Annotated in this window: 15 protein-coding genes; 8 read left to right on the top strand and 7 right to left on the bottom strand. The window is 58.4% G+C overall.

What is annotated here, in order from left to right:
* Positions 1–85: 85 nt before the first annotated feature.
* Positions 86–1,873 (top strand): hypothetical protein, encoded by a 1,788-nt coding sequence (locus XH93_RS09370; protein ID WP_210340457.1) that lies wholly within the window; start codon positions 86–88, stop codon positions 1,871–1,873.
* 7 nt (positions 1,874–1,880) lie between these two features.
* Positions 1,881–3,407, top strand: coding sequence for an MBL fold metallo-hydrolase (locus tag XH93_RS09365; RefSeq protein ID WP_194473269.1), 1,527 nt, complete (start codon positions 1,881–1,883; stop codon positions 3,405–3,407).
* 930 nt (positions 3,408–4,337) lie between these two features.
* On the opposite strand, the gene XH93_RS09360 is transcribed toward XH93_RS09365, so the two are convergent.
* On the bottom strand, positions 4,338–5,273 hold the full coding sequence (locus tag XH93_RS09360) for a toll/interleukin-1 receptor domain-containing protein (RefSeq protein ID WP_246799692.1): 936 nt from the start codon (positions 5,271–5,273) through the stop codon (positions 4,338–4,340).
* A 304-nt stretch (positions 5,274–5,577) separates the two neighbouring features.
* Between XH93_RS09360 and XH93_RS09355 the strand changes: the two genes are divergently transcribed.
* From XH93_RS09355 to XH93_RS09340, 4 genes are all read left to right on the top strand, one after another.
* Positions 5,578–6,249, top strand: a complete 672-nt coding sequence (locus XH93_RS09355; RefSeq protein ID WP_194473267.1) for a hypothetical protein — start codon at positions 5,578–5,580, stop codon at positions 6,247–6,249.
* 39 nt (positions 6,250–6,288) lie between these two features.
* Positions 6,289–6,861, top strand: a complete 573-nt coding sequence (locus XH93_RS09350; protein ID WP_371815103.1) for a DUF6088 family protein — start codon at positions 6,289–6,291, stop codon at positions 6,859–6,861.
* 111 nt (positions 6,862–6,972) lie between these two features.
* A complete protein-coding gene (locus XH93_RS42100) occupies positions 6,973–7,464 on the top strand; it encodes a nucleotidyl transferase AbiEii/AbiGii toxin family protein (protein WP_246799540.1) in 492 nt (163 codons plus the stop codon).
* A gap of 421 nt (positions 7,465–7,885) precedes the next feature.
* Entirely contained in the window at positions 7,886–9,505 is a 1,620-nt protein-coding gene (locus XH93_RS09340) for a Fic family protein (protein ID WP_194473265.1), read from the top strand.
* A 518-nt stretch (positions 9,506–10,023) separates the two neighbouring features.
* On the opposite strand, the gene XH93_RS09335 is transcribed toward XH93_RS09340, so the two are convergent.
* The 3 genes from XH93_RS09335 to XH93_RS09325 form a co-directional block, all read right to left on the bottom strand.
* Positions 10,024–10,590 carry a M15 family metallopeptidase gene (locus tag XH93_RS09335; protein ID WP_194473264.1) on the bottom strand — a complete coding sequence of 189 codons (567 nt, stop codon included), beginning with the start codon at positions 10,588–10,590 and terminating at the stop codon, positions 10,024–10,026.
* 403 nt (positions 10,591–10,993) lie between these two features.
* Positions 10,994–12,721 carry a winged helix DNA-binding protein gene (locus XH93_RS09330; RefSeq protein ID WP_194473263.1) on the bottom strand — a complete coding sequence of 576 codons (1,728 nt, stop codon included), beginning with the start codon at positions 12,719–12,721 and terminating at the stop codon, positions 10,994–10,996.
* Between the two features lie 104 nt (positions 12,722–12,825).
* Positions 12,826–14,106: a hypothetical protein gene (locus XH93_RS09325; protein WP_194473262.1), complete on the bottom strand. Its 1,281-nt coding sequence runs from the start codon at positions 14,104–14,106 to the stop codon at positions 12,826–12,828.
* Between the two features lie 321 nt (positions 14,107–14,427).
* Between XH93_RS09325 and XH93_RS09320 the strand changes: the two genes are divergently transcribed.
* Complete coding sequence (locus tag XH93_RS09320; protein ID WP_246799690.1) at positions 14,428–15,234, top strand: alpha/beta fold hydrolase; 807 nt, start codon at positions 14,428–14,430, stop codon at positions 15,232–15,234.
* A gap of 35 nt (positions 15,235–15,269) precedes the next feature.
* The gene (locus tag XH93_RS09315) at positions 15,270–15,977 is read left to right on the top strand and encodes a LuxR family transcriptional regulator (protein ID WP_194473260.1); all 708 of its coding nucleotides are present in this window, start codon (positions 15,270–15,272) and stop codon (positions 15,975–15,977) included.
* A gap of 2 nt (positions 15,978–15,979) precedes the next feature.
* Here the strand turns inward: XH93_RS09315 and XH93_RS09310 are convergent, their stop codons facing one another.
* Genes XH93_RS09310 through XH93_RS09300 form a run of 3 tightly spaced genes read right to left on the bottom strand, consistent with a single transcriptional unit; the run spans position 15,980 to position 18,118 of the window.
* Entirely contained in the window at positions 15,980–17,266 is a 1,287-nt protein-coding gene (locus XH93_RS09310; RefSeq protein ID WP_194473259.1) for an aspartate aminotransferase family protein, read from the bottom strand.
* Positions 17,250–17,498: a hypothetical protein gene (locus XH93_RS09305; protein ID WP_194473258.1), complete on the bottom strand. Its 249-nt coding sequence runs from the start codon at positions 17,496–17,498 to the stop codon at positions 17,250–17,252. Before XH93_RS09305 ends, XH93_RS09310 begins: the two co-directional genes overlap by 17 nt.
* On the bottom strand, positions 17,495–18,118 hold the full coding sequence (locus XH93_RS09300; protein ID WP_194473257.1) for an acyl-homoserine-lactone synthase: 624 nt from the start codon (positions 18,116–18,118) through the stop codon (positions 17,495–17,497). Before XH93_RS09300 ends, XH93_RS09305 begins: the two co-directional genes overlap by 4 nt.
* Between the last annotated feature and the right edge of the window lie 422 nt (positions 18,119–18,540).

The following is an 18,540-nucleotide window of genomic DNA, read 5'->3' as shown; positions in this document are numbered from 1 at the left end:
GCAGGCAGGAACCAGGCAACCGGGAAATACTCCCCCCTTTCGGCGTTTGCGGATCTATGCGTTCGATCCGTCCGCGTCATTGGACATGCAGACCGCCGTGATTAACGAAGCACGGGTGCAGCTTCCTTGGGAAGAATTGGCCGAAGGCCCCAGTGGAGAGTACGTCGAAGTCATCGACATGGATCCGGCTAGCGGCGGCTTCTACGCGGCAGTGAAGCTCGATGAGGTGGCACTGCTGGTTCAGGATGGGCTTGCTCCTTCGGAGGGGAACCCCAAATTTCATCAACAGATGGCTTACGCCGTCGCAATGATGACTATTCGGAATTTCGAGCGTGCTCTGGGGCGAAAGGTGCTCTGGGCTCCTCGACCTTGGCGCTCGATCGGCAAAGGCAGCGAACGTTTTGTTGGGAAGCTTCGCATCTATCCTCACGCATTGCGCGAAGCAAACGCGTATTACAGCCCTTCCAAGGTCGCCTTGCTCTTTGGCTATTTTAGAGCCTCGACGCGCGATGCCGGCCGCAATCTTCCTGGTGGCGTCGTCTTCACCTGCCTCTCACACGACGTGCTTGCCCACGAGACCGCCCACGCAATCCTCGATGGAATGCATCGACGATTCATCGAAGCGAGCAACATCGATTCTCTGGCCTTCCATGAGGCGTTTGCTGACATCGTCGCCTTGTTTCAACATTTCACATTACCCGAATCGGTTCGGCATCAAATCTCGCATTTGCGTGGCGACCTTGGGCAGCGCTCGCTTCTTAGTGGCCTCGCGCGCCAGTTTGGAGAAGCGATCGGCCGACACCACGCGCTCCGGGATGCGATCGACGAGGTGGATCCTGTCACCAATCTACCTGATCCGACAGCGCTCGATCGCACGACCGAGCCTCACGAGCGCGGCGCTATTTTAGTGGCGGCTGTGTTCGACGCTTTCGTATCGATCTACAAGTCTCGCGTAGCCGACCTGCTCAGATTGACAACGGGCAACGCAAATCAATTTCCGTCTTCTGATCTACATCCCGATTTGGTCGGCCGATTGACCGTCGAAGCCACGAAGTCCGCGGGACATGTCCTGCGAATGTGTATCCGTGCGTTAGACTATCTTCCGCCCGTCGACGTGACCTTCGGCGATTACCTGCGCGCTATCATCACGGCCGACGCCGACCTGGTTGCTGACGACGTACGTGGATATCGGCTCGCCTTCATCGAGGCATTTCGCCGCCGTGGCATCTACCCAAAGGACATAAGGTCTTTGTCGGTTGAGAACCTCATTTGGGAGGCTCCCGAGGCGCCCATCAGCATAGGTTGGCTAACCAAGCAGGACTTTTCGTATCGCCGGAAGCGGCGCGACATATTCCGGACAGAAGAGGTCAGGAAAAGGAACCTGGCGAACTGGCTGGTTTCGAATGCGGAGATATCGCATGAGGCAATCAGAGCCATGGGACTATGGCTCCGGTCCGACGCGAAGGTCACCATCCGGCGCTCCAGAGAGCTAAAAGGGCCGCGTTTCGAGGTCCAGTCTGTGCGTGTCGCCAATCGCGTAGGTCCCGATGGACAACTCGAGCCCCAGATCATCATCGAGATAACCCAGGAACGCAGAGGCTACCGCACAGCGGAACTCCAACAACAGGTCGAGCGACAGGGGCGGATCTCGGGCGTAAGAGCGGACTTCACCTTTCGGGGCGGTGCCACGCTCATCGTCGATCTTCGGACACGTCAGGTCCGCTATTGCATCGTCAAGGATATCAATAGCGATTCCCGGCTCGATGGCCAGCGGGCGTTTCAGTTCGGCGCAAAGAGCGAATCGCTTGGTGCCACCTATTACGACGCCGCGGGTCGCCGCGAACCCTTCGCCTTTCTCCACAGAATGCTGTGAGCACGACATGCCTGAGCAAGATGAGAAATTGTCGGTAGGGAGCGTTGCAATTCGGATGTACCGCGACATCCTCGGGGACTGTTTCCTGCTGCGGATTCCCCAGACTGAGGGTGTGTTCCATATCCTGATTGATTGCGGGATTCTGCAGGGAATGCCCGACGCCGCATCGCGGGCAAAGCGCATTATGAAAGACATCCACGAACAAACCAATAGAATCGACGTCTTAATTGTCACTCACGAACATTGGGATCATCTATCTGGCTTCGAGCAAGCCGCGGACGAGTTTGCGCCGATTTCAGTCGGAGAACTGTGGCTGGCGTGGACAGAAGATCGTCGGGACGAACAAGCTCGACGCCTCCGCGAGGGGCGCGAGCAGGCTATGAGGGTGATCGATCGCAGCTTCAGCGCTCTCACAGCTCTCCTCGCCCCTGAATTCGATCCCAACGCTGTAGAGGAGGAGGAGGCTGAGACTTCTTCTTCGATGCCACTGGATGGCCTCACCGGATTGATGGCATTCGTCGGAGCTGACCAGCCGGGCTACATGCTGCCTGCGGCAGAGCGCACAACGTCGATCCTGGACCGATTGCGTGCCAAGGCTGAGACTGTGAAGTTTCTTTCCCCCGGGGCGGCAGTTATCCGCCCAATGAATAGCGACGAGCTTTCGGTTTATGTGCTGGGCCCACCACGCGATGAAAAGATGCTGAAGCGGAGTCGTCCCAGTAAGCGTGGACGGGAAGTTTACGAGCTCGCTGGAGACGGTCCAGAGGTGGACATGTTTTTGGTGGCGGCCCTGTCGCCTATGACGGGCGTCGACATGGCCCAATCGAAACTAGGCATGCCGTTCGCAACGCGCGAACTTATCGCAAACGACGCGACGGGTGTTCGTGCTGAAGGGATCCGTACATCTCGAACGAAATACAACGATCCGGACGCGGAATGGCGACGCATCGATACAGACTGGTTGGGCGCCGCCGAGACGCTAGCCTTAAGGCTCGATTCGGACACCAATAACACCAGTCTTGCGTTGGCGTTCGAACTTCGAGGTGGAAAAGTGCTCCTTTTCCCTGGTGACGCTCAAGTCGGTAGTTGGTTGTCATGGGGGGACTACGTATGGCCTCCGGAAGCCAAGCAGAGCGACCCAGGAAGCGTAACCGCCGAAAAACTTCTCGCTCGAACAGTCGTTTACAAAGTGGGGCATCACGGCAGCCATAATGCCACATTGCGTGAGCGTGGATTGGAGTTAATGAATCATCCCGGACTCGTCGCTTTTGTACCCGTCGACGAACGCTTCGCGCGGGAGGTGAAGAAGTGGAACATGCCTTTTCCCTCGTTAAACGAGCGACTTGAGCAAAAGACCGGCGGCCGCGTGATACGTGGTGACAGGAATAAGGACTTCCTCGTCACGGAGGCTCGCCAACGAGCGGGGAAGGCAGGAGAATTGTCGAGATCAGACTGGGAAACCTTCCTCGATGACGTGAGCGACATCAAGGATGCGGAGGGATACGTAGCGATCGAATATCGTCTGCGCATCTAACTTTGCCGACGGTCAGGGGCACCACGTATAAAACATAAGCAATAACAATAACTTACAGCACTAATTCGATTCCTGATTTTTCAATTTGGGCGACGCATTTGAAGTATAAGTAAAAGTTCGCGGAAGCGCCCGGTGCAGCCGATCATTTTGCTGGTATTTTTGCTGGTATGGAGTGGCAAACCTTCAGGGCGAATTCGCGACTCCCGAACAAGGAAATTTGAGTGGTTGGCGCGCAGGAACGATGATGGCTAGCACGGGCGAGGAACTGAGGCGCAAAGCTGCTCGCTGATGCGCCAAGTCAAGTCCAAACAGCTCATCATCAATTCATGGTCGTTCGGCGGTGGTACGGCAATGATGCTACTGTTCGTGTTCAGCGGAGACGAAATCGGCGTGGCCGTCGTCATCAACGCTTTGGCTCCGCGGGACGGGTTGGTCGAGATTAGGTCGACCCGATAACAGCCTCACTCGTCTTCGTTCGAAGGTCGACTGTCCAAAGCTTCCGACGATCGCGCCCGGTCCCCAGTGTGACTTGCCAGCGCATGAAGCCCGCGGCCAAATCCCGACTGCAGACGACGAGGTCGCTTGATATGGCGAACAGCTGTGACTCCTGCATTCGATCAAAGCGCGCCGCCATGAAGAGACCGTCTCTCCGACGAACCATTGCGCCCGGACAGGCAAATGATGAGACGTCGATCGATGTGATATCCATCTCGACCGAAACCGAGGCACCAAGATTCCTTTGTAACTCTCATTCCCGCTGCTCGGGAAGGTGAGAAATTGGTGCTCGCCGCTCAGAAAAATCGCAATTGGGCCGTCAGCAGCTGGAACGATCAGAAACGCCTGGTCGTACTTTTCGACTGGCAACACCAGCGTCAACGCCTCGGCACCCCCAATGAACCCGATGCTGAACTCCGAGGCTGCGAGCATCTTTCACCTTCCTTGCAACCGCTCGATCAGAAGCGACCAGTAGTACTCGGCTGCGCCCTCCTGCGACAGATTATGCGCGCCGCCACGCTGCATTCCGAGGCATTTCAGATGCAGTTCGTGTTCGTCACTGCCGACGGACATCGACTCGTTGAACGTATCGCCGGATGTGCTCTCGCCGGCATAGTAGGCGATACCGCCGGCCAAGCCGCCGACAAAGATCGTGCACCGCGAAATCACCTTGCCGTTCCGGTACATGGCGGCGGTGAAACGGTTTGCATCGATCCGCCGAAACGCCGTCTCTATTCCGGAATTCCGCTGTTCGAGCTCGCCCAGCGAGTTCTCGAAGAATTTGGCGATAAACTCGAAACTCTCGTGCTTAAACTTATCGTAATCGCGGTCGGTGAACTGCCTCGCCAGGCGTAGATTGCTCGATCGCGGCGAGGCAGGTTCGGCCGGAGGCCGACTCATCGGTGGCGCCGCGGCCGGCGCGGGCTTCGACGGCGAAGCGGGTCGGATGCGGCCGACGGCCGCTCGGACGGCTTTGATGACTTCCAGCATCGCTTGATCGCGGTCCGGGAATTGGGTGATAGGTTTCCCGTCCGTCGGCACCGCCTGCAGCTTGCCAAAGGGGGCGCCGTGCCAGTCGCACGCACGGAGAATGACGGGGATGACAATGGCTTCACCTACCTCGTGCCGCTGCATCGCCTGCGCCATCTCCCTTTCGTAGCAGTAATCGGACGCGAGGAAGTCGGAGCTCACCAGCAGCAGAATGATGTCGTCGGTCTCGACATGCCGGTCGATTTCCTTCGCAAAATCCTGACCGGCACCGATCCTTCGGTCGTGCCAGACCTCGATGACCCCTTGCCGCTTGAGCAGCGCAAGCTGCTTTTCGATTTGGTCCCGCAACGCCTCGTCGGCATGCGAATAAGAGAAAAACACACTCGGCAATGCGACGCTCCCCCAAATCGAATTGGTCGTGACGCAATATAGGGGCGGGCGGACGATTCTACGACTGGCTACATGTCCGTTGTCGGCAGAAACGTCCACGGAAACGTTCTTGCGTCCAGCGGCGCAGACGAGGCAAGTTAGGCCTCCACCGGAGCCCAGGGGCCGGTCCGAGCGATCCACGCGCGCGGAAGCGGTCAAGTCGAGTGACCCAAGAAGTCTTGAAGTGCATCCTCCTGCTATGGGGTCTCCTTGCGGATACTCCGGCGCAATTAGCATGTAGAACGGCGCATGATCGGTGATCATCGACTCCCTGATCGCAAAGAAGCCAGACGCCCGCCACGACCAGCAGATTGTTACCGGTTTCCCGATTGATCGCTCGCAGCGAGTCGACGACCCTTTCCCAACTCACCATTTCGTTCGTCGCAGCGATTTCGACGCCGTCTATCGCGGATCCATGCATGTCGAGGTAGATCAGCGGCTTCAGGCCGTTCCGCGCAGCGGCTTCGATCTCGGCAAGCGCGCGGATCAGATCGTCGCCGCTCGGCACGACGTATTTTTGAAAAGGAATGCCCCTCGCTTGGCAGATGACCGAAACGTCGTCCATCATGCGTTCGACCATGCCAAGCTCGCTCGGCCGCGACGCGGTCAGCCAAAAATCGAATTAAAGATCAGACCAGATTCAATTTCGAAAGCCATCACACTACTCCGCACGCATGCCTGCATTTTACCTTCCCATATGGGTGTTCGAAGCCGTGCAGCGCGACGACTTCGATCGGGGTCGGTAGCGCAAGTTCCGATTTGCCGTATCCTGGCCGGCACGGACATGACCGGATCTAGCCGTCACCCAATCAAAATTTGTAAGAAATCTGATACATATTTCTTACGGAGCCTTTTGACTTGTAAGATTTTTGATGCATATTTCTTACAAGGAGCAAGAGAACAGCCCCCCAAATCTACGACCGGATGAGCCACGACGCCCAACCAAGCAAGGTGTGGACCGCGCGCGATTTCGCGGACACCGGCTCCCGGTCGGCGGTGGACGTCGCCCTCCATCGTCTCCGGAGCGCCAAAAAAAATCAGGCGCATCGACCAAGGTCTCTACGACCTTCCGCGCACCAACCGGCTGACGAACAAGATTTCCCCGCCCGACTACAAGTCGGTGATTCAGGCGGTGGCGAGACGGGACGGCGCCAAGGTGCTGGTCGACGGCATAACCGCCGCCAACAACTTGGGCCTCACCAACGCAGTGCCGGCGAAGGTAGTCGTGTGGACGGACGCACGCGTGAAGCCGATACGTCTCGACAAGATGGTCATCGACTTCAAAAAGGTCGCGTCCAGCCGGCTGGTGTGGGCCGACCGCCCGGCGGCTCAGTTGGTGCAGGCTCTGATCTGGCTGCGTGACGTTCTGCCCTCGGACGGTGACAAGATAGCGAAGCGCCTCACGTCGATCCTGAACGACGGTGACGACGGGCAACGGATGCGCAGGGATCTGCAGGACCATCTGGGCGATCTGCTCGACTGGCATCCTGAAATCCGACGCGACGCCGCCGGATCCGCCGTCGCCGGTCGCGCTCCCTGAGAGGCGACCATGAGCGACCTACCGTAGATCATCCGAGCGACCGCCGACGACCGTCGGGGACTATTCCATTCGACCGGACAGCGTCTATCGTGCGCGCAGGAGAATGTCGAAATGGACTTCTGGGTCTGCCGGACCCTCGATGCGCTCTACAACAGGGCAGGCATAAAGGAGCGTCTGCTCTTCAAGGGAGGCACTTCGCTCTCCAAGGCATTCGACCTGATCCAGCGGTTCTCGGAAGACATAGACATCACCGTATTCCGTGACGACCTACCGGGCGATCCTTTTCCGTCCGACGACGAACTCCGCGCGATGGGATCGAACCAGCGCAGACGCAAGCTTGACGAGATCAAGGATCGCTGCAGCGGCTACATCAACAGCCAATTTCAGGCCGTGCTGACGAAGTACGCCGCCACCGAGCTCGAAGGAATGAAGCTCAAGGTCGAGCCCGATCCGGACAACCCCGACGCCGAACATCCCGACCCTTTGTGGCGGCACCACCTTCGATTGCGCGGCCATGGAAACCGTCTTTCAATTGCGCCTCATCGTCCCCTTCGAGGGCTTCGTAGCGCAGGACGATTCGTGTTGCTGGTCACCGCGTGGTAATCGAGCCCCAATGAGTTCAGCACCGGGTCAGCATAATCCCGACATCGGGCGCTCCGGCCTTTTCGATTTCGATCTCCGAGCGCAACCTGGCTGAGGCCCATCTCACGCCGTCCGTCATCGACCCGTTTCCAGTGGCCATACAGGGCCCAGTCCGATGAACGGCCCAATACGGCCGCCCCTCCCCCGCGAGGCGAAGGAACCTTGGATGACATCGAAGTGGCGTCCGGGAGAAATTAAGTTATCTATAGCGACATATCGTAGAATTATGCTGCCAACGGCGACAAGACAGCTTGGTGGAACCGGCCTTAAGTTATCGACGGTACAATTCGGCAGGCCACCTTAAGTTCTTAATAGCGACATATTCTCCTATTAAGTTCCCGATAGCGACAAATAAATGGCTCCCAAGGAGACTTAAGTTGCCATGGCGGACGATCTTGAATTTACCGGCGAAGGCGATCGAGCCCACGACCGCTCGATCCAGCGACAGGCGCAAGCCGGAACCCTGGTTCGGATCGCGGACGGCGTTTACGGCAAGCTCGATGGCCGTTCCGCCGAGGAATTCGCCTATGCCCGCTGGGCTCCCATACTTGGCAAGCTGATACCCGGCGCCGTGCTCTCGGGACGCACGGCCTTGACGGTGAATCCGTGGCGAGAACGCGCTTCCGATGGACGTCCCAAATATCCGGGCTGGATCTTCTGTACTCACGCCGAGGGGAAGGCGCGCAAGAGGCTCTCCATCCCGGGGCTCGAGATCCGCTCCATTCCGGGTCGCGGCCCGCTCGAAGGCGACGTCGCCTATCTCGGCACATACATCCCGAGCGCGTCGCGGAAGCTTCTAGAAAATCTGAAGCCCTCCCGTGAACGCGAAGGCCCAAGCCGGAATGTCGGCCGCGAAGGAGTCGAGGCGGAGCTCGAAAAGCTCCTCAAGACGGAGCACGAAGACGGTCTACGCGCCATCCGCCAGCGCGCACACCGGATCGCTAGCGATCTCGATGCCACCGATGAATTGAAAACCCTCGATGACCTCATTGGAACGCTGTTGGGTACCCGGCAGGCCAAACTCGAAAATGAAAAAGTCGCTGCCAGGAACCGCCGCGACGCGCCGTTCGACCCCGATTGCATGGAGCGTTTCAAAGAACTGGCAGTCGTTCTCGACCGATCGGTTCTCCCCGATCGCCCCGATCCTCACGCGGGAACGGACGAACGCGCGTGCGTGTCCTTCATCGAGGCTTATTTCACCAACTACATCGAAGGAACCAGGTTTTCGGTCGACAAGGCCCGCCGCATCGTCTTCGAGGACGAGGAGCCGGACGGTCGCCCGGCGGACGGCCGCGACGTCGTGCAGACGTTCCGGCAGGTTTCGACCATGTCGAAGGGAATGACCATGGCCGACTCGTTCGCGGCCTTTGTGGACGAGATCAAAGAGCGCAATCGCATCCTTATGGATGCGCGCCCGGAGAAGGATCCCGGCAACTTCAAGAAGGAGCCGAACTACGCGGGCAACACCGAGTTTGTCGCGCCCAATCTGGTGGAAGGCACCCTGAAGGAAGGATTTGAGATGCTGCGGAGCATCTCCAATTCGCTTGCGAGGGGCATCTTCGTGCACACGATGCTCGTCGCTGTCCACCCTTTCAACGATGGCAACGGACGCACGTCGCGCATCATGATGACGAAGGAACTCGTGTCCGCCGGTACTTGCCGCATCGTCGTGCCGACCATCTTCAGGGATAACTATATCGGAGGTCTGACGAAGCTCTTCGAAAGTAGGCCCGTGGCTGCGCCGCTCGTCCGCGCTCTACTCGAGTGCCAGCGCATCACTCACTCGATCGTATCGCCCGACCTCAACAGGACGATCGAACTGTGGGCCTCCACGCACGCATTCCTCGAGGACATCAAGAACGCCCGCCTCACGTCGCCCAATGCGGATCTCCGCATCGAAGTTAGGAACGGTATCCCCGCACCAGTTGAATATTGGGAAACGCGCGATCTGGAGAACACGCTGGAGGACGACCAGACGTATAATTTCGGCAAGGCGCTTTGATCGGCTGCATTGCTCCGCCCCATCCCGATTACTATGCCCAGCGTGGACTACTCCAGGAAATTGTCAGGATCCGGCGCCGGATGGCCGTTCCCCGCATAGAGCGTATACAAAAGCAGTGTCCGCCACCGTTCCAACTTCCACGAAGAGATCGCGATCCGCCAATGGAGGCCCGCCCTCGGAATCCTCATTTTCCTGATAGGCAAAGACCGTATCTTTTGACACCAGCGACGATCCGCTCAAGGACTCTTCGACAGCCTGCTCTCATGTTTGCTGTCTTTTGCGTTTGCGGCCATGATTCTCAAAGCCGCAAAGGGGCTTCGAGTTGAAATGCCGACCACCATAACTCTGAGCCTGATGGGTGATCGACGAATTTTGGGCAATGCCCGATTATGGCCCATCTGCGCGGACATGGCGCTCTTCGGCCGCTGTCGGGCGGACCGGACATCAGTCGGCCAGCCGTTTACTGAGTACATGCCCTAGAGAAGCCGCGTCGGCTCGCCATTAGAGCCGGCTTTCCGCTATGCCTGCCCGGCGCCGAACTCGGCTTCGATAGTCTCCTTGGCGAGTTCGAAATGCATGCTATCGACGGAGCGCCCACTGAATCCCGCGCCCCAATACCAGCCGTGACGATTGAAGAACGGCGCCAGTTGTAGACAACCCTGATGGCAGTGATTGTCCCCCTGGCCGACGACGCCGCGGCCGAAATAAAGGTCGATCGCCGTGCCCCAGCTGTGGTTCGAGAACGAATTCCGATTATGCCGCTTAGAACGCACGCACAGCATCCCAGCGGAATTCACCGCCGCGACCACATCCGGAATCTGCTGCTCTGCTTCTTCGAATACGGTCTTCAACGAGTTCACGGCGTAGTTGAGGCCGCTTACCTTGAAGGGGCCGACATCGACACTAGACAGAATCTTCGCCTTGAATGAACCTGTGACCGGACTGCATTCCGAAGTCTTGGCTCCTGGCGTGCCCAGTAGGCGGATCATCGTCCTTTCGTCGGCCGACGTCAGCCCTTGGTTGAAAGTGTTCCGAGGCGGGATCGGCACCTTGGTGTCCGGGCTCGGCGACGCGCCGGCGAACATCCTGGTAGTGATCGAAGCACTTCTGATCCTCGTAGCGGCCCTGCCCATACCGATGCTCTCCCTGCTCTCAGGTCTCGGTATTCGACAACATCGAGGTCGCTTCGCCCACTCGGAGAGTCCCTAGGGATTGAGGCTTGAGATGAGAGCTCGCGGCGGCGGCCGTTGTCAGCCGATTGTGTTGAAGCGTCGCTTCGCCATTCGGCTGGGCGCTCGCCTGTCCAAATCGGCGGCCGCCAAACTTCGGCGGGCCGGAAGGTGTAAGCGTTCAAATTCGGCGTCAGTTGAGCGAGGAGTACCGTCGGCACTCCACCTCTTCCGGCCTTTATGAGCGAAGGCATCACAAGTGCACTTGTAGCTCCGGGCGCCGAACACGACCGCAGCGTCGACTAGTAAAGAGCACCGATCATCGAACTCTGGAACGCGCTTGCGGGCGAAGCTGCACGGGCAATTGAAACTCTGCGAAGATCCCGTCTTGCGTGCTGCGATTATAGTCGAACTTTCCGCCGGCGTGTTCGACCGCCCAACCGCACATCATCAGGCCGGACGGCTCGTTTCGCAGCGCCGATAAATTCCAAGCAGATGCTGCCGAGGAAATCCGGACCTTCAAGACGCGATCTTCGATGCTTCCCTCGATGATCACATTTCCTCCTGCCGGCAGGAGCTCAAGAAATCCGCTAACGGCCTGCAGAAAAACGCCACGAAAGACGCGCTCGTCCGTCTTGACCATGGATTGAGCCACTCGCGGTGTGGCAAACGATAAGTTCGAGTGCCTGCTTGTGTACTTGACGGTCTCAAGTACGTCGTCGACCACCGCTGCGGGACTGAACGAGTCGAGGGCGTGGACAGGCATGCTCTCGAGAAGCTCGCCAGCGTTGAACAAATCCCTGATGAGCGCCCGGATGTGCTGGGCTTGCGTCATTATCCCCGAGACGCTCTCTTCATAAAACCCGGGTCGCCGAAGGCATTTTTCCTTGTCGCGCATGAGCAGGCCCACGCTCAAGATCGAATTCACCGGCGTAAGGATATCGTGCCGCAAAGTCGATAACGCCGTCCATAGCGGCGCAAACCGGCTGGCATCATCAGACACGAAAGCCATAGGAAGACCGTGTCGGGGTGAACGATCTGGCGCGGAGTGCTTCGATTTCAGCGTCTCGATCTCTTTCAAGAGCAGCTTTTCCCGACGGCGTCCCTCTTCGATGCGCCGCTTATATACGGATACGTCGAAGCCTAACCACACGGAGCGACCGCTTTCCTCGTACTCCGCCACTCTGTAGACTTTACCGTCCGAGAGTATGATTTCATCAGGAGCAACTTCGTCCAAACCGGTGATCTGATCGCTGAAATTCTTTCGCAAAGTCGCGAGTGATTGACCGCGCAATTGCCTTGTATCTCTTCCCTTGAGAAGTGCAGCAAAAGTTGTGTCGCAGTCGATAAGCCCCGCGGTCTCGTCAGTGATGGCCATCGCGCAGCCTGTCTTGGGCCAGAGCGCCTTCAGCGCACCAACAGCATCATGATTGTCGAATATCGACGTGATGGAGGGCACATCCTCGACTTTCTTCGGAAGCTTCGCCGCCGCAATTCTTCCCTCCGGCGTCAACTCCAAAAGTGCTTCCCGCCCCTTCGTTGTCTTCGTAATCAGTCCGGAGGCCGCCAGGTTCAGCAGCACCCGTGAAAGGTTAGACTCTCCTATTCGGAGCGTCTCGATCAGGTGCGAGCGCTCGGTCGGACCTGATCGACTGGAAAGCAGCTCGAGGATGGCGGCGTCGTGCTTCCTTTCCTTCATGGTTTCGGCCGAATGGACCTCGGCGAAGCGGCTCGATTGCTCGAGCAAATCGGCAAAAGAAGTCAGGCGCTCGGCCAGAGGCGACTTTCGCGTGCGAAAAAGCTGCCGGATCTTAAGGACGAAGTCACCCCAGCGGTCGAGCAACGGGCCGCGCTCTCGCCCTGCGATAAGACCCCATACGAGCTCCGTAATTGCCTCGTAGACGTCCTCTAGAAATTCAGCATCCTCAGGTTGCGCAGTCGCAAAATTGCGAATTGCCACGAAAGCCTCTGCTGGAGAGAGGGCCCCCATCGAGACGGCTTCCAGCACCCGCTCCGGCTCAGAAATGACTTCCAGCGCCTTAGTCATTGAAATTATGCCGATTTTCAGTTGCGGACTCGGAACGTAACCCTCAAAAGTTTCACAACCCTTTACATCGGAAGCGAACGGTGCATGTCAAGTGTAAACTAATGTCAAACGACATGAACGTGCCATGGATCACTCGTGGCGAGGCTGCTAAGTTCCGGCATCACGGCGTCAACTCTCGCCAGGACGTATCCGACGGGCCCCGGCTCCTCCGGCGTTTTCCGGTAATACTGCTGCACGACAAACGTCCTCACCTTGAGCTTGGTCATGACCTCGCCAGATCTTGCCATGTGCGAGTACATCGTGCTTTCCCTTCCGCAAGACGGCACGAGGACGTAGTCGACGTCGAGATCGAGATATGGCGGCCTTTCCGAGAGGTTGCAAAAGTCCAGGCAGATGCCGAAGGCGAACAGCCCCTCGGCCATGACGAGCACTTGCAGCTCCGAGCCCAGCTCGATCGCTTCATGAGGGCCCGCGCCCTCACTGTAGCGGAAGAGCTTCCGATGTTCGCCGATCGCATTTCCATAGCCGTCGAGAATGGTGCAGACATTGAAACGGCGACCTGCGCCGTCGGCTTCGTGCCGAGATCCGGCGACGATCATGCTCAGTTCACACTCTTCCCAAATACCGTTTGACAGGCCCGTGCGCACCGCTGCCAGGGTTTGAGAGGTTATGCTCAGTTCGGGATAGACGATGCCGGCACAGCGGGCGATCGATGCGTCTCGAATCTGGCGCCGCATCACGTCGACCTGATCCTGAAACTCCACGTCAACCACCACAAACCCTTCAGGCACGGTTTCTTCGATATATCGTATGCCGGGGAACAAGGCGGCAGCGATCGACAATGGAGTTTGTTCTTTTAACCTGGCCTGTCCTCGGAAGTCCTGCAAGAAGACGAGGCGCACGTCGAGTTTGCCGATTTTCCGCGGAATCAGCCGCGTCTTCTTCAGACCTCTGCGACGGAAGTTGTCCTCGGTCTTGGCGATGCGATGACGCGGAGCTCTCATGAGCAGATAGGCTGACGTGCCATCGAATTCGACGACAGCAGGCTTCTCACGTCGTTGGACTTTGCTGCCGCCCAGACTCCAAAGTTGGCGTTCCAAGGCGCGCAGACAGACCGCCAGGCTGCGAAGCAGCGCCTCCTTTGCAGCGGTGTTCTTGGCCGAGCCTGGGATTATCTGAGCGAAAGCCTCGGCGAGCGAGATCGCATCGACATCAGCTTCAAGCCTGTCCTCATCGAACCCGCGGAACAGATCGCGTATATTGTCGTCGGCGCCCTCGATCGCCAACCAAATTGCCAGCAGTGCCCTCCTCGTTCCTCGAACGCCGTTGTTGCTTAGCACTTCGGCCGCCCGAACATTCCTGCGCACCAAATCGATCCAGAGCATTTTCGAACATTTTCTCCTTCGCACACCGATAGCTCCCGATCGGACCCGCCTCCTGCCGCGCAGCCGCGATACACTGCCGACCGGCGCCGGCGGCGAGGCCAAACCAAACCGATGCGATGCTTCCAAACAGCCGCGATTCATCCGAGCTCGGGCGACGAAAAAAACAGGACTCAATCGATCCGGCCACTGGGGTATTCCCTAGGTTGCCCGAAGCGGGCTCTGTGGCCACAGATGATGGAAAATAACGGAAGGGATTCGCAGCCTTCGGCGGTGATTATGCTGCTTGGCACTTACGAGGGTCGGAGAACATTCGTGCCCGATATGAAGATTCGTGTGGGTGGAAATTCGCTGGCCGTCCGCGTTCACCGCGGCAAGGAATCCGCCATACTTCTGATACACGGGAATTCTTCCTGCAAGGAAATCTTCCGCCATCAGGAAACCTACCTGATGAGGCGCGGGCATACTGTCATCATACCTGACCTTCCCGGGCATGGCAGTTCGTCGGATGCCGTCGCTCCGACCAGCACCTACAGCTTCCCCGGCTACGCCGCCGCTCTAAAGGGCGTGATGGATCATCTCGGCATAGCCAGCTTCCACGTGATCGGGTGGTCACTGGGCGGCCACATCGGCATCGAGATGTGGTCCCGTATGAGGGCGGTCCGCTCGCTTCTGATTTCGGGAACCCCGCCGATCCGGCTGAGTCCCGCCGGCGTCGCTGATGGCTTTCTCCCCTCGCCGGTGATGGACCTCGCGGGCAAGCGCGACTTTACGCCCGCAGACGTCACGGCCTATGGCTCGGCGATGCTTGGCAAGCCTCTCGATCGAGGTAGCTGCTTGGCGGCCATGATCGAGCGAACGGACGGCAGAGCCCGCTACTGGATGGTTCGCAATGGGCTGGCCGAAAGGGGCAAGGACGAAATCGCGGCCGTTGCCAGATGTGCCAAGCCGCTGGCGATTGTCCAAGGACGGCGGGACGCGTTCGTACGGATCGAACATGTCCGTAAACTTACCTATAGACACCTCTGGTTGCACAGACCAATATTAATGGACGCTGGACACGCGGCGCATTGGGAAAGTCCCGATGCGTTCAACAGGTGGATGGGAAGGTTCTTGAAATATGTAGACTGATTGCCGGGGACATGGGCGTTTAAGGGGGATGCCATATGGTCGCCAATGTAGATGATTTCATTGCCGCTACTTTTTCAATTAATTCCAATACCGAACTGCTCGACCTGTTTCTGAAAGCCGTCGAAGCGGAGGGTTACCAGAATGCCGTGTTCGCCAAAGCGCGGAACAACCGCCTGGACTCGATCCCTTGGGACCGCTTTCCGACGGGATATCTAGACACGTACCGGGAGCGCGAATGGGATCGGATCGACCCAGTCGTGCAACACATCCAGCATGCAACGCGTCCGTTCAGTTGGGACGAACTTTGCGCCCGGACAAATCTGGACCGCAAGCAGAAAGTCTTCTTGCAGGAATGCAGAGAGCTCGGCGTCCATTCGGGCATCACGATCCCGCTGCACGGACCTGGCGGGAATGTCGATCTGATCAGCCTTAGCTTGCGGGACCAGCGCAAGCCGAACCCAGATACGCTTGGACGAATTTATGGCGTGGCTGTGCAGTATCGACTCAAACTGGGAGAACTGCAGGCAAAACCGGAGTTACCTGCGCTGCACCTCACCGGACGAGAGGTCGAATGCTTACGCTGGTGTAAGGAGGGAAAGACGAACTGGGAGATCGGCGAGATCATCGCGACTTCCGAAAAGACCGTCGAATTTCACCTATCAAATGCGATCAGAAAATTGGGAGCCTGCAACCGGATCACGGCCGTGGTCATGGCGATTCAGAACGGCGTCATCTCGCTGTAGGCTCACGCGGCCAAGTCGGGCTGGTTGGCCCGCTCGAGCGCTACGACCTCGACGGCGGCAGCCAGTCGAGCCAATCCTTCTCGGAAGACAGCAAGCTCGATATTCAACGGCGCCAAGATCTTGACGACCTCGCCGCGCGGTCCGCATACCTCCAGCAGAAGGCCTCGTTTGAACGCCTCCTGGGAGATGCCATGCGCAACCTCGGGGGAGAAGCACTCGAATCCGGCCATCATGCCAAGGCCCTTCTTGCGCGTGATGGTCCGTGGATATCGAACGCACAGGTTGCTCAGCCATCGATCCAGCATCGCCGAGCGGACTGCGATTCCGGCGACAAAGTCGGAATCCGACCACAGCTCGAGCGCCGCCCGCGCGGTAACGAATGCCAAGTTGTTGCCCCGAAAAGTCCCATTGTGTTCGCCGGGACGCCAGGTGTCGATCGAAGGATCGATCAACAGAAGCGACATCGGCAAGCCTCCGCCGCTGATCGACTTTGCGAGGCATACCATGTCCGGCGCTATCGCAGCATCTTGGAAGCTGAAAAACCGGCCCGACCGCCCGCAGCCGGCCTGTATGTCGTCCACGATCAGCAGCGCCCCGAGGCGCGTCGCGACCTCGCGGAGGCTACGAAGCCATTCTTTCGATGCGACGTTCAATCCCCCCTCGCCCTGGACTGTCTCCACGATGACGGCTGCAACAGGATCTATTCCTCCGGACGGATCTTCAGCCATTGCCGCAAACCTTTCCAGGTCCGGCTGGCCCGCGCCGTGATAGCCGTCGAAGGCGAGCCGCACCACGCCATCCAAGCATCCCTGCAGACCCTCTCGTGCTCGGTTCGAGCCAGTCGCCGATAGTGCTCCCAGCGACATGCCGTGGAACGCGTTCGTGAAGGCCACGATGTTGGTCCGTCCGGTATGTTTGCGCGCCAACTTGAGAGCCGCCTCCACTGCATTGGCGCCGGTCGGGCCGGTGAACTGCATGCGATAGTTCATGCCGGCGGGCGACAACACGATGTCGCGAAATTCGCGAATAAAGGCCAACTTCGCGCCGGTATGAAGATCGAGCGCGCAGCCGATACCATCGGCATGGAGATAGTCGAGCAAAGCCGACTTGATCTTCGGATGGTTATGGCCATAGTTCAGCGACCCACATCCTGCAAGAAAGTCGATGAATTCCGTTCCTTCCGCATCCCAGACGAGTGATCCTTTCGCGGCCACGAACAGGTTGGGGATCTGGCGGCAGTAGTAACGAACCTCCGATTCGGAGTCCGCGAAATCAGCAAGATGGTTCATTCCCGGCCTTTCTGAGTGGTGCCTCATCTTCTTGGCAAATCTCGCCGGCTGCGGCCGCCGGGCTGCCGTCCCCCGTCTCCTTCATCAGACTGCGACGCACGGCGCGCAGGTCTTCGGCAATCGTGCACAAACCCGCCCGATCGGCCACCGTACTCAAATATGTCACAGCGTCCGCCATCTTCCGCGCAACCTTGGCCGGGGCCGAATCGTCCTTGGGATCCTCCGACGTCATGCAGCCCTCCGGAACGGAGTGGGTGGATGTTCCTTCAGAACAGAGCCGGGAATGCCGTACTTTTGGCAAAAATATACCGGTCGAATGTGGGCGGTGGGAACGAAGAAGGCGCGCTCGACCTCGCCCTCAATGAGCGCTTCGTCGCCGAGCCAGTCGATCCCCTCCCGGATAAAATGAGACAATAGATGCTGGCGCGTCACGCCGATCATGCCCACAAAGCCGTTCGCTTGGAAAAATTCAGCTATCGCACTCAACAGCTCTGGAAATACCGTCCTGCGTACCGGGGGTGTCAAGGTCCGATCAACGCAAACCCTTGTCACTTCCCAAATGTCGGAGCTGTTGGGCAAGGCACGTTCCTTCACCAGAAACGGCCAGTATCGCGCCAACATGTAAGGTCGATCAGTACGCAGCAACCTCGCCATGCCGCGGACTCGCCGCTCATCGTCCCTCCAAACCAGGTAAAGAGCTGACGGCGTGTCAAATTCGTCGAATTCGAGTTCGTCGAACGACGAATGGTCCAATCCGCGCTGTTTTACGAAGACATCATTTCTCAGCCTTGCCTGTGAAGCCAAGGCATCCTGGTAGAGATGGGCCGTCGCAAGCGAAAATGCCTCGATCATCGGTCTTTCGATCCTTCCGGCAATTGGAAGGAAAACAGGAGACGGCGATTCGACCTACTCGGAAGGTTCCTAGGTTCGGAGCAAAGACGGGTGGCGGTTGGAACCGCGTTCGGAGCTCCGGCCAAGCCATACTCCTAGGCTGCCAAGCGAAACAAGCCCCCCGATTTCGGCCTGTGAGCTTTGCCGAACGCGACAATAGGCTCACCGGACATGTCAGAGACGGCGCCCCGCCGCTCAAACGCGCGCAAACCCATTATCGAGTCTGGCGTCTCAACGGCGCCTTGGCGATGGAGGCAGGACGGCTCCCCTCCTCGGGGGAGCTTCAAACAAGCGTCGCGATTCAAGCAGAGCGTCTCGACAGCAAGGTCATCAAGGACACCACAATCCGTGGCGAGAATCGTGGCTTCGCTCGGGCGGAGCCC

This window comes from Bradyrhizobium sp. CCBAU 51753 (genome assembly GCF_015291565.1).
In the GTDB taxonomy this organism is placed as follows: Bacteria; Pseudomonadota; Alphaproteobacteria; order Rhizobiales; family Xanthobacteraceae; genus Bradyrhizobium; species Bradyrhizobium ivorense.
Note: the sequence above shows the minus strand (reverse complement) of the source record. Positions and strands in the feature narration are given on the sequence as shown.